Source organism: Brassicibacter thermophilus, from assembly GCF_055378355.1.
Genome location: NZ_AP042446.1, coordinates 1,734,852 through 1,746,658 on the forward strand (window position 1 = coordinate 1,734,852; position 11,807 = coordinate 1,746,658).

Sequence of the window (11,807 nt, forward strand, 5' to 3'; positions counted from 1 at the left end):
AGTATATGACTATAAAAGGGATTGTTAGAAAAGACAAAAAAACTAAAAAATTAATAAATAGGTTAAATCCAGGTGATATTGCTCTATTGTGTCATCGAGATATCGATGAAATTGCTGCTATATCTTTAATAGAATCAAAAGTTAAAGCTGTATTAAATGTAGAAAAAACTCTAAGTGGAAAATATCCCAATAGAGGTCCACTATTATTAAATAAGTCAGGTATACCAATTTTTGAAGTAGATAAAACCAATATTTTTGATTTGATTAATGAAGGGGATGAATTAAAGATTGACGGTAATAAAATTATTTACAAAAACAGAGTCATATCATTTTGTAAAATTATTGACATATATGAAATAGAAAAAATGATGGAGATTGGTAATTCTAATCTAGAAAAGGAATTAGATAGATTTATTGAAAATACATTAGAATATGCTAAAAAAGAAAAAGGTTTAGTCTTAGGCAAGGTAAAAATTCCTCAAATTACTACAAAAATAAAAGGTAAACATGCATTAGTTGTTGTAAGAGGAAAAGGTTATAAGAGAGACCTTGAAGCTATACAAAATTACGTAAAAGAAGTTAGACCTGTATTAATTGGTGTTGATGGAGGAGGGGATGCTATTCTAGAATTTGGCTTAATTCCTGATATTGTAATAGGTGATATGGATAGTGTAACTGATAGATGTTTAAAAGTATCAAAAGAAATTATTGTTCATGCATATCCTGATGGTAGAGCTCCAGGTATGGCTAGACTAAATTCATTAGATATAAATCCTATTGTTTTTTCATCCCCAGGTACTAGTGAAGATATAGCTTTGCTTTTATGTTACTCTAAGGGAGCAGATTTAATAGTAGCAGTAGGAACACATAATAATATGATTGATTTCTTAGAAAAAGGAAGAAATGGAATGGCTAGTACTTTTTTAGTAAGGCTTAAAATTGGCGATAAACTCGTAGATGCTAAAGGAGTAAGTAAACTATACAGAAGTAATCTCAAACTAAGATATGTAATAGGAATTGGTCTAGCAGCATTGATTCCAATATTAGTCATTACAATGATGTTTCCACCTATGCGGGATTTGTTAAAGCTTATTCAAATTAGGTTTAAGATACTTTTTGGATTATAAGGGAGGAAAGTGTTTATGACTAATATTAAGTATTATGTAGTTACGATTGTATCAATTTTTTTAGCACTAGGTGTAGGTATATATATAGGTTTTATGCTTGATGCTCAAGATATATTAATTACCCAAAGAAATGACATTGTTTCTCAACTTGAACAGAGATTTGATTATCTGAAGGAAGAAAATGAAAAGTTAAAAAATGATATAAAAAAATTAGAAGCAACAAAAATGCAGTATGAAAGGTTTGCAAAAACAACATTTCCTGATATTGTAAAGAATAAGTTAACTGATGTTAAGGTAGCAATAATAGAAACCAATGACGATTATATATATTCTGGTATAGAACAAGCAATTGAAACATCTGGCGGTATAGTAACTTCAATTACTACTATTAACGACTCTTTAATAAATGACAGTAAATTAATTGAAATGGTTAATGAACAATTAATATCAACTCAGCAAGGAAATAATGATAACTTAAATTTACAAATAGAAAATATAATATATACGATTACCGATGCTATAATCTATGGCGATAATTATGAAATTATAAGATTTTTGAGCGAAAATGAAATAATTGATATACTTGGAGATTATAGTATTCCAATAGATTATTTAATAATTGCTGGCGGAGGGAAAGACAATGATAATAGAGTAAATTTAATTGATGAAAATATTATAGCTAAAACAAAAAATAACAATATTCCTATTGTTGGTGTTGAAAAAATTACTGTTAATTATTCTTATATAGATATATATAAAAATAATAGAATATCTACAGTGGACAATGTTGATACTATTATAGGAAAGGTAGCACTGATAATGTCTATGAGTGGAAATCCAGGAAATTATGGAGTAAAACCAAGCGCAGAAGAACTATTACCTAATATTACTAGTAATTATTTAGATTAAGAAATAGCTTATTTTTTATAAGCTAAAAATTCTGTATGAATGTTTAATTAAACTTATTTCTTATTAGAAGGAGTTAAATAAGTTATGTGTCAAAAAAATAAAGTTGTGGCTATTATACCTGCATATAATGAAGAAAATAAAATTGAAGATACCATTAAAGAATTAAAAAAGATAAAATTAATTAATGAAATAATTGTAGTAGATGATGGGTCAAGGGATAATACATATGAAAAGGCAATAAAAAGTGGCGTAAATGTAGTTAAGTTAGATAAAAATCATGGTAAAGGTTATGCAATTAAAACAGGACTTAGTAATACAAATGCATCTTATATAGTTTTATTAGATGGAGATTTGGGAAAAACTTCAAATGAGGTAGAGAAACTCCTATTACCAGTTTTAAATAAAGAATGCGATTTTACGATAGCAAGATTTAAAAATACCAACAAAAAAGGTGGTTTTGGATTTGTAAAAAAAATAGCAAAATTAGGAGTTTATTTTTATACAAAAATTAAGATTGATTCTACCCTTTCAGGTCAAAGGGTATATAAAATAGAAGTATTAAAAAGCATGGATTATATTCCCAATAATTATGGTATTGAGGTAGCTATGACAATTCAAGCCCTGAAAAAAAACTATATTCTTAAAGAAGTTGATGTAGATATGAAACATAATGAAACAGGCAACAATCTATCAGGTTTTTTACATAGAGGTAGACAGTTTTTAGACATAGCAGCTACTCTCTTTATTCTCATCTTTAGGATTAGGAGTTGAATTTGATGATAAATTTAATAAGTTTTATTTTTGGATTATTATTTTCGATATTAATATTACCCATTGCTATAAATATGTTTAAGTCAGAAAAAAGTATAGATGTTAATTATAGAGGATTAAAGATACCGATTTCTGTTGGAATAGTTTTTATTTATTCTCAACTATTTATTGTATATCTAATTTCATTAATAGTTGAAAAGTTGGATAATAATATTATTATGTACTTGTTTTCACTTGTATTTATGGGAATGATAGGTTTATTGGATGATTTAATAGGCAATAAAGATGTTAAAGGATTTAAAGGGCATATTTCACAGATTTTTAAAGGGCAACTGTCAACTGGTGCATTAAAAGCTTTAACAGGTTTATTGCTTTCAATTATTTTTTCACAATTTGTGTCTGAAAACATTTTGATGTTAATAATTAATATCTTAATTATTGTTCTCTTTACAAATTCCATAAATCTTTTTGATTTAAGACCTGGAAGAGGTTGTAAGATATTTATTATATTAAGTATTATTCTTTTATTAACATCTAAAAACAATATATTTGAATATATACTATATTCTGCACTTGGATTTTGTGTTGCATTTTTACCATTTGACTTAGGAGAAAAAGCCATGATGGGTGATATTGGTTCAAATTCTTTAGGAATTACTTTAGGAATTTACTGTGTAATTACTAACGAATTCAGCTATAAAATAATGTATTTATTACTGTTGATAGTTATTCATTTAGTAGGGGAAAAATATTCTATTACTAAGATTATAAATAATAATAGATTTTTATCATTCATAGATAAATTAGGTAGATGTTAGTAATTGGTTATTATACATAAATTTCCACTTTAATTCTATATTTATTAAGGTATCAAAGGGGAGATTAGCTTGTTAAGTTATAAAGAAGGAATATGTTCAAATATATTATATAAAGATACAGAAGTATCTTGGATAATAGTTGATATTGAAGGTAAAAAACAAAAAGCTGTAAATTATAACAAAATAACTGGAGATGTAAATATAGGTGATAAAATTGTTGTTAATACTACTGCTGTTGATTTATCTCTTGGGACAGGAGGGTATCACTTTGTATTATTTAATTATGACAATAAAGAAAAGAATTTGAGTGATAAAGGTCACATAATAAAATTACGGTATACACCGATGCAAATTAAAACTTTATGTGTTGAGGAACAAGATAGTATATATCATGAGAAAATAAAAGCTTTTAATGGATTGGAAAAATCTATTTTTGTTGTTGGTACTTTACATAGCATGATAGCACCAATATCAGCCATGATAAAATGGCTAAATCCTAAAATAAATATAACATATATTATGACTGATGGTGGAGCATTACCTATACAATTTAGTCGAACAGTAAGAACACTAAAAGAATTAAAAATCATAAATAATACTATAACGGTAGGGCATTCATTTGGTGGAGACTATGAATGCGTAAACATTTATACTGGATTAATTACTGCAAAAGAAATTTTAAATAGCGATGTTACAATAATATCTATGGGACCAGGAATTGTAGGTACTGGGACAAAATATGGTTTTAGCGGAATTGAACAAGGTTATATCATTGATGGTATTAATAATATGGGTGGTTTTAGTTTTGCTGTTCCTAGAATTAGTTTTAGTGATTATAGGAAGAGGCATCAAGGAATTAGTCACCACACATTAACTTGTCTTGGAAATATGACAAATACATGTACAAATATTATTTTGCCTTTACTTAGTAAAAAGAAAATAGATTATTTTAATGCTCAATTAAAAAAATTTGATATTGATAAAAAACATAATATTATTTATGAGGATGGTTCAGATATTATTAAAGCATTAGATTATTTTGGATTAGATGTAAATACTATGGGGAGAACTTTCGAAGAAGATAAGGACTATTTTATAGCATTAGGTGCAGTTGGAAAAGGTGTTGCAAAACATATAGATTGTACCCATGCTTTACAAAAGAAAAAAGAGTAATATAATAGTAAATATAAGATAGTTGTATATTTTGATGCTGAAAATTTGGGAGGTATATATATGGGTTATGAGGAAAAAACAATGAAAACAGAAAAAATATATGATGGGAAAATACTAAATTTAAGAATTGATACAGTTGAACTTCCAGATAAAAAATATTCTAAAAGAGAAATTATTGAACATCCTGGTGCTGTTGGAATTGTAGCTATAACTAATAATAATGAAATGGTGTTAGTCAAGCAATTTAGAAAAGCTATAGAGAAGGAATTAATTGAAATACCAGCTGGAAAACTTGAAATAGGTGAAGAACCTAAGGATTGTGTTATTAGAGAGTTGAAAGAAGAAACTGGATATTCTGCTGAAAAAATAACTTATATAATGGAATTTTATACATCACCAGGATTTTCAAATGAAAAGCTTTACTTATTTTTAGCTGAAGATTTACACGAAGGTGTAGCTGAGCCTGAAAAGGATGAATATATTGAAGTATTGAAAATAAAAATTGATGATTTAATATCTATGATTAATAAAGGAGAGGTCTTAGATAGTAAAACTATAATTGGTTCCTTTATTGCAAAAAAGATAACTGAAAAACGAATTTAATGTTTAAAAATACAAGGTCATATTATATACCCTTATAGCATATTTATTTGTTAGAGGGCTTGTTTAAAGAAGGGGAGGTATGACCTTGTTTTTTAAATTAAGGAAGTTATTATATTCACATTTTCAAGAACATTTTGCTATATATTTAATTTTGACTATTTTTTTTATGGTAGGAATATTTTCAGGTGCTATAACAATAAAAGTATTAAATCAAGAACAAAAAAAACAAATAATAGATTTTTTAGATTCTTTTTTTAAAATACTTAAAGAAGAGCCAATAGATAATATTGTAATTTTTAAACAATCACTAGTTAATAATTTCAAAACTGTAATTATGATTTGGTTACTAGGTGTAACTGTAATTGGTGCTCCTATAATAATTGTAATATTAATAGTAAGAGGTTTTGTTATAGGATTTACTGTTGGATTTCTAATAAAAGAACTTGCGTTTGATGGTTTTATATTTACTTTGACAACAATATTTCCTCAAAATATTTTTATTATCCCTGGGATATTGATTATTTCAGTGATATCAATATGCTTTTCAGTAGAAACTGTAAAAAGAAGAAGAAAAAAAATGATTCAAACTAGCTTTGTTAAAGAATTTGTTAATTATACAGTTATTGTATTGTTAATTTCTTTAATTATTATTTTAGGAAGTGCTGTTGAGGCGTTTGTAACTCCTGTATTCATAAATTTAGTTAACGAATATATTTGATAAAATGGTCATAGTCAAAGAGCTTTATTTAAATGAAATATGGCTCTTTATTTATTTGTAGAGTTTATTTATTAGTTATACAAATTTATTACATAATTTTTGTTAATGTAAAATTTTATATTACAAAATTCTATTAAGAATACTTTTTTATATAATTTGTTAACATAAAAAAATAAAAAAATGAAGGAATTTAAAGATATATGTTGAATATTATAATTACACAATTTTATTAATTAATTTTATTTATTAGTTTGGAACTGTTAACTTAAAATGAAAAAATAGCATGATTTTATAGAAAAATTCTTAATGGATCTTGACCTTACAGCCCTATATGAATTTTAGCTATTACAATAAAGCTGTCAAGGGTCAAGATAAACGAGCAAAGCTCGCCCTTGACAGCTTTATTTTAAATAGCTATGGAATGGTTAAGGGCTGTAAAAATAAAAATTGCATAGCAAATAAACCAAGAAATAAGGCAAAGCAGAGAGAACCCTTAACAAGTAAATATTATGCAGATAATAACCAATTACTGCGATCTCTATCGCTATATTTGGCACCTGCTACCTGGGCAGGAGTAAGGTTACTCAAAGAAGAATGAGGCCGTATATAATTAAAGAAGAATACAAAGTTTGCAATTAAGTTATTAGCGCTTTCGAAACAGTTAAAACCTCGCTTTGGTTTATACCAGGCTTTAAATTCCTTATTAAAAGATTCAATTATATTGTTTGATATATCATCATCAAAAGATTCAACTCTTATATGGTTGGCACCGGCAAAGATAGATTTAGCAGGCACCTTATAAGCACTATATCTATCAGTAACGATAGTATTAGGAATGCCAAATTTCTTTGCTTTTTTAAAAAGGCTGAAGGCCTGGTTAGAATTTCTGTAAGGAGATAGATGAAAATTTATAATAAAGCGAGTTTCAGAATCAATGATAAACCAGAGATAATGTTTTTTACCATTAATTTTAACAACAGTTTCATCAGCATGCCACTCATCAGAAGAAGATAAGTCAATGGTTGAAGAAAGCTTACTAGATATACTGTCAAACAAAGGTGCAAACTTTTTAACCCAGGATGCAATGGATACATGGGAAACCTTAATATTATATGTAATATAAAGAAACTGTGATATTTTTCTTGTTGAAGAGTTATTTAAAAAATAAAGGTTAAGAGCAGTAATAATAACAAACATAGGAAACCTCATTCTTTTAAAATCAGTTTTACCGGAAAGGTTAGACGATGAGGGATTATCGATAGTAGTTGGTTTAGCGATAAAGAAAGAATGGTAACACTTTTTATCTGAGCATCTATAGTTTGTATAGTGTTTATAATTATGATGAATAAAAGATGCTTTGCCACACTTGGGACATCTTGGATGTTTGGTATTGCGTGTAGTATTAGATTTAGGCTTTGTAGAAAATTGACGTCTACAATCACGGCATTGATACTTTTGATAACCATAAGGATCTTTGCCAAATTTATAAAGTTTTGAAGAATTACATCTAGGACACTTAATTTTTGGTATAATAGTCATAGGTCTCGACCTCCTTTGGAGTAGTGTTTTTGTGTCTATTGCTATTATACCTAAAGGAGTTCGAGACTTTCAATTTTCATTTAAGTTAACAGAACGATTAGTTTTTAAAGGAGAAGAAGTATGAATAATGTCTTGTCTCAATATATTAATTATCTAGAAAATGATAGAGAATTATCTAAGAATACTCTTGAATCTTACAGTAGAGATTTAAGACAATTCGAAGAATATGTGCATAAAAAGGATTCTAAAGATGAGATTGAAAAAGCCACCAAAACATTAGTTCTTACATACTTAATGTATTTACAGAAAAATGGTAAATCAACTTCCACTATTTCACGTAAATTAGCATCATTAAGGAGTTTTTATCAATATTTATTAAATAATGGTAAGATTAAACAAGACCCTACTGTAGATTTACAAGCTCCAAAGCAGGAAAAAAAACTTCCAAGTATACTTACACTTGAAGAAGTTGAATTACTCTTAAATCAGCCTGATATTAATACTGTAAAAGGCATAAGGGATAGAGCTATGTTAGAGCTTTTATATGCAGTTGGTATTAGGGTTTCGGAATTAGTTTCTTTAAATGTAGAAGATATAAATTTTAATTTGGGCTTTGTAACGTGTGCTAAAGGGAGTAATAATGAAAGAGTAATTCCTATTGGTAGAATGGCCATAGAAATGTTAAATAAATATATGACGGTAAGTAGAAATAAGTTAATTAAGGACAGAAAAGAAAATTCTTTGTTTGTAAATTATCATGGTAAAAGGTTAACTAGGCAAGGATTTTGGAAAATAATAAAATTTTATACTAAGAAAGCTAACATTAATAAAGTTATTACACCGCATACTTTGAGGCATTCTTTTGCAGCACATCTATTACAAAATGGTGCTGATTTGAAATCGGTGCAAGAGATGTTAGGTCATTCTGATATATCAACTACACAAATATATACCATGATAAATACAAGTAGAATAAAGGAAGTGTATGATAAAACTCACCCAAGAGCTTAAAGTCCACCAAAAGGTGGATTTTTTAGTATATAATGATAGAATACATTTACATAATTAGTTATTTAAACTATAATATCAATATAAGGATAAGTAAATATTAATTTATGAGGAGAGATATAATGGATTTATTAGAAAAGATAAATGAAGCTACTCAATATATTAAAAGTAAAATTAACGTTAGTCCTGAAATAGGATTAATTTTAGGTTCTGGATTAGGAGAATTATCAAAAGACATAGTTGCAGATATTAAAATTCAATATAGTGATATACCAAATTTTCCTATATCTACAGTAAAAGGGCATGAAGGGTCTTTAATTATTGGAAAACTTTCTGGGAAAAATATAGTAGCAATGAATGGAAGATTCCATTATTATGAAGGGTACGATCTTAAACAGGTTACTTTTCCAATAAGAGTAATGAAAGAATTAGGTATTAAAGTGCTAATTATTACAAATGCAGCTGGTGGTATAAATAGAAATTTAAGTCCTGGTGATTTGATGATTATTGAAGATCATATTAATTTTGCTTTTAATAATCCACTTATAGGTAAAAATTACGATGAGCTCGGACCTAGATTTCCAGATATGTCTCATGCTTATGATGAATATCTGATTAATATGGCAATAGATATTGCTAAAAAAAATAATATTGACATAAAAAAAGGCACATACGTATGGATGACTGGACCACAATATGAAACACCTGCTGAAGTAAGATTAGTTTCTTTTTTAGGTGGAGACGCTGTAGGTATGTCTACAGTGCCTGAAGTAATAACAGCTGTACATGGAGGTATTAAAGTTTTGGGAATTTCTTGTATCACTAATATGGCAGCAGGTATATTACCGCAGCCATTGAACCACAGTGAAGTAATAGAAACAGCAAATCTTGTGAAGAATAAGTTTTCTTATTTAGTTAAAGAAATTATTAAAAATATTTAATGGGGGGATTGAAATGGAAAATATTTTATTGAAAATTAAAGAAACTAGTGATTACATAAGAAGGAGAATCAATGTTATTCCAGAAATTGGATTGATACTGGGTTCAGGGTTAGGTGACTTGGCAAATGATATGGAAGATGTTGTAGAAATAGATTACAAAGATATACCTAATTTTCCTGTTTCCACAGTAAAAGGTCATGAAGGTAAGTTAGTTATTGGTATTCTTGAGGGTAAAAAAGTTATAGCAATGAAAGGAAGGTTCCATTATTATGAAGGGTATTCGATGAAAGAGGTAACTTTCCCAGTTAGAGTAATGAAAAATTTGGGGATAAAATTACTAATTGTAACTAATGCTTGTGGAGGGATGACTAAAAAATTATATCCAGGTGCGTTAATGGTTATAGAAGACCATATTAATTTTATGGGTACGAATCCTTTAATTGGGAAAAATTATGATGAATTAGGTCCTAGATTTCCTGATATGTCCCATGCATATGATGAAGAGTATATAAAAATTGCTGAAGACGTTGCTAAAAAACTTAATATAGATTTAAAAAAAGGTGTATATGCTGCTATAAGTGGCCCATATTTCTTTTCTAGAGCAGAACTTAGAATGCTTAGAAATCTTGGAGGAGATGCTATAGGTATGTCTACTGTGCCAGAAGTAATTGTAGCAAATCATGCTGGAATTAAGGTATTAGGAATATGCTGTGTTACAGACATGGCTATTGCAGATGAAATTGTATCAATTAGTCATGAAGAGGTAATGGAAGTTGCAAATAAGACAAAACCAAAATTTAAAAGTTTTGTTAAAGGTATAATTAAAGAGGTGTCATTATAGTGAATATGTATGATATTATTCAAAAAAAGAGAGATGGAAAGGAATTAACTGAAAAGGAAATTCAGTATTTTATAAATGGTTATACTAAAGGAGATATACCTGATTATCAAGTTTCTGCATTACTTATGGCAATATTTTTTCAAAAAATGAACAAAAGAGAAACAGCTTATTTAACTGAGGCAATTGTGAATTCTGGAGATAAAGTTAATTTAGATTTGATTGATGGAGTAAAAGTGGATAAACATAGCACTGGTGGAGTAGGAGATAAGACTTCTCTAGTGCTTGGACCAATGGTTGCAGCTTGTGGACTTCCATTTGCTAAGATGTCAGGTAGAGGGTTAGGACATACTGGTGGAACTCTTGATAAACTTGAATCAATAAAGGGATTTAATGTTGAAATTACTAAGGAAAAATTTATTAAGAATGTTAACGAAATTAAAATTGCAATATGTAGCCAAACATCAAACATTGCTCCAGCAGATAAGAAATTGTATGCTTTAAGAGATGTAACCGCGACTGTAGATAATATTTCGCTTATCGCAAGTAGTATTATGAGTAAGAAATTAGCGATTGGCTCCGATGGTATAGTTCTTGATGTGAAAGTCGGTAGTGGTGCATTCATGAAAAATATAGAAGATGGTCTTAAATTAGCTAGAGAAATGGTTGACATTGGTACAAAAATGGGAAGAAATGTAGTGGCAGTTTTATCAAATATGGATGAACCATTAGGGTTTGCTATAGGAAATGCGTTGGAAGTTAAAGAGGCTGTAAATACTCTTAAAGGAAACGGTCCTGATGATTTATTAGAGTTATGTTTAACTTTAGCTACAAAACTTTTATTACTTGGTGGGAAAATTAATAATGAGGTAGATGGCCGTAAAATGCTTAATGATGTACTGAAAAGTGGAAAAGCTTATCAAAAATTTATAGAACTTGTTGAACGACAAGGTGGAGACAAAAAATGTGTTGAAGATTTAAGCTTACTTCCTAAGGCAAAATATGTAATTGAGGTAAGAAGCGATAAAAATGGTTATGTAACAGAAATAAATGCAGAAAATGTTGGAAAATGTTCTCTAGCATTAGGAGCAGGAAGAGAAACCAAAGAAAGTACTATAGATCTTTCAGCAGGGATTTTATTAAATAAAAAAGTTAATGATGAAGTTAAAAAAGGAGATATTTTAGCTTATATTCATAGTAATGATATGAAGAAAGCAAATGAAGTACATGATAAACTTAAAGATATTTTTGTAATAGGTGAAAAAAGTAAAAAACCTAAAAAGCTTATTTATGGTATCGTAGATAAAAAAGGTTATAAGCTGTTTTAAAAACAAAGAAGGTTGTTAATAGTTAACAACCTTC

Annotated in this window: 12 protein-coding genes; 11 read left to right on the plus strand and 1 reads right to left on the minus strand. The window is 28.2% G+C overall.

Annotation, left to right across the window (positions count from 1 at the left end; translation table 11 throughout):
* The first annotated feature begins 5 nt into the window (after positions 1-5).
* The 7 genes from steA to spoIIM all read left to right on the plus strand — a co-directional run bounded on the left by steA (position 6) and on the right by spoIIM (position 6,119).
* Positions 6-1,127: a putative cytokinetic ring protein SteA gene (gene steA / locus ACZ41D_RS08190; RefSeq protein WP_464150950.1), complete on the plus strand. Its 1,122-nt coding sequence runs from the start codon at positions 6-8 to the stop codon at positions 1,125-1,127.
* A gap of 15 nt (positions 1,128-1,142) precedes the next feature.
* Positions 1,143-2,036 (plus strand): copper transporter, encoded by an 894-nt coding sequence (locus ACZ41D_RS08195; RefSeq protein WP_464150951.1) that lies wholly within the window; start codon positions 1,143-1,145, stop codon positions 2,034-2,036.
* Between the two features lie 84 nt (positions 2,037-2,120).
* The gene (locus ACZ41D_RS08200; RefSeq protein WP_464150952.1) at positions 2,121-2,807 is read left to right on the plus strand and encodes a glycosyltransferase family 2 protein; all 687 of its coding nucleotides are present in this window, start codon (positions 2,121-2,123) and stop codon (positions 2,805-2,807) included.
* 5 nt (positions 2,808-2,812) lie between these two features.
* The gene (locus ACZ41D_RS08205; protein ID WP_464150953.1) at positions 2,813-3,625 is read left to right on the plus strand and encodes a phospho-N-acetylmuramoyl-pentapeptide-transferase; all 813 of its coding nucleotides are present in this window, start codon (positions 2,813-2,815) and stop codon (positions 3,623-3,625) included.
* A 69-nt stretch (positions 3,626-3,694) separates the two neighbouring features.
* Positions 3,695-4,798 (plus strand): DUF3866 family protein, encoded by a 1,104-nt coding sequence (locus tag ACZ41D_RS08210; RefSeq protein WP_464150954.1) that lies wholly within the window; start codon positions 3,695-3,697, stop codon positions 4,796-4,798.
* 60 nt (positions 4,799-4,858) lie between these two features.
* Entirely contained in the window at positions 4,859-5,401 is a 543-nt protein-coding gene (locus tag ACZ41D_RS08215) for an NUDIX hydrolase (RefSeq protein ID WP_464150955.1), read from the plus strand.
* An 85-nt stretch (positions 5,402-5,486) separates the two neighbouring features.
* Complete coding sequence (gene spoIIM / locus ACZ41D_RS08220; protein ID WP_464150956.1) at positions 5,487-6,119, plus strand: stage II sporulation protein M; 633 nt, start codon at positions 5,487-5,489, stop codon at positions 6,117-6,119.
* A 507-nt stretch (positions 6,120-6,626) separates the two neighbouring features.
* On the opposite strand, the gene ACZ41D_RS08225 is transcribed toward spoIIM, so the two are convergent.
* Positions 6,627-7,658, minus strand: coding sequence for an IS6 family transposase (locus tag ACZ41D_RS08225; RefSeq protein WP_464150957.1), 1,032 nt, complete (start codon positions 7,656-7,658; stop codon positions 6,627-6,629).
* A gap of 120 nt (positions 7,659-7,778) precedes the next feature.
* On the opposite strand from ACZ41D_RS08225, the gene xerD reads away from it, so the two are divergent.
* From xerD to ACZ41D_RS08245, 4 genes are all read left to right on the plus strand, one after another.
* On the plus strand, positions 7,779-8,669 hold the full coding sequence (xerD, locus tag ACZ41D_RS08230; protein WP_464150958.1) for a site-specific tyrosine recombinase XerD: 891 nt from the start codon (positions 7,779-7,781) through the stop codon (positions 8,667-8,669).
* Between the two features lie 119 nt (positions 8,670-8,788).
* Positions 8,789-9,607, plus strand: a complete 819-nt coding sequence (locus ACZ41D_RS08235) for a purine-nucleoside phosphorylase (protein ID WP_464150959.1) — start codon at positions 8,789-8,791, stop codon at positions 9,605-9,607.
* Between the two features lie 13 nt (positions 9,608-9,620).
* Positions 9,621-10,448, plus strand: coding sequence for a purine-nucleoside phosphorylase (locus tag ACZ41D_RS08240; RefSeq protein WP_464150960.1), 828 nt, complete (start codon positions 9,621-9,623; stop codon positions 10,446-10,448).
* The gene (locus ACZ41D_RS08245) at positions 10,448-11,773 is read left to right on the plus strand and encodes a pyrimidine-nucleoside phosphorylase (protein ID WP_464150961.1); all 1,326 of its coding nucleotides are present in this window, start codon (positions 10,448-10,450) and stop codon (positions 11,771-11,773) included. The genes ACZ41D_RS08240 and ACZ41D_RS08245 overlap by 1 nt, the downstream gene beginning before the upstream one ends.
* Positions 11,774-11,807 lie beyond the last annotated feature (34 nt).

What these genes read in the sequence shown, in the direction of transcription:
- steA (WP_464150950.1), top strand. Translation starts at nt 6, where the DNA reads ATGACTATAAAAGGGATTGTTAGAAAAGACAAAAAAACTAAAAAATTA.
- ACZ41D_RS08195 (WP_464150951.1), top strand. Translation starts at nt 1,143, where the DNA reads ATGACTAATATTAAGTATTATGTAGTTACGATTGTATCAATTTTTTTA.
- ACZ41D_RS08200 (WP_464150952.1), top strand. Translation starts at nt 2,121, where the DNA reads ATGTGTCAAAAAAATAAAGTTGTGGCTATTATACCTGCATATAATGAA.
- ACZ41D_RS08205 (WP_464150953.1), top strand. Translation starts at nt 2,813, where the DNA reads ATGATAAATTTAATAAGTTTTATTTTTGGATTATTATTTTCGATATTA.
- ACZ41D_RS08215 (WP_464150955.1), top strand. Translation starts at nt 4,859, where the DNA reads ATGGGTTATGAGGAAAAAACAATGAAAACAGAAAAAATATATGATGGG.
- ACZ41D_RS08225 (WP_464150957.1), bottom strand. Translation starts at nt 7,658, where the DNA reads ATGACTATTATACCAAAAATTAAGTGTCCTAGATGTAATTCTTCAAAA.
- xerD (WP_464150958.1), top strand. Translation starts at nt 7,779, where the DNA reads ATGAATAATGTCTTGTCTCAATATATTAATTATCTAGAAAATGATAGA.
- ACZ41D_RS08235 (WP_464150959.1), top strand. Translation starts at nt 8,789, where the DNA reads ATGGATTTATTAGAAAAGATAAATGAAGCTACTCAATATATTAAAAGT.
- ACZ41D_RS08240 (WP_464150960.1), top strand. Translation starts at nt 9,621, where the DNA reads ATGGAAAATATTTTATTGAAAATTAAAGAAACTAGTGATTACATAAGA.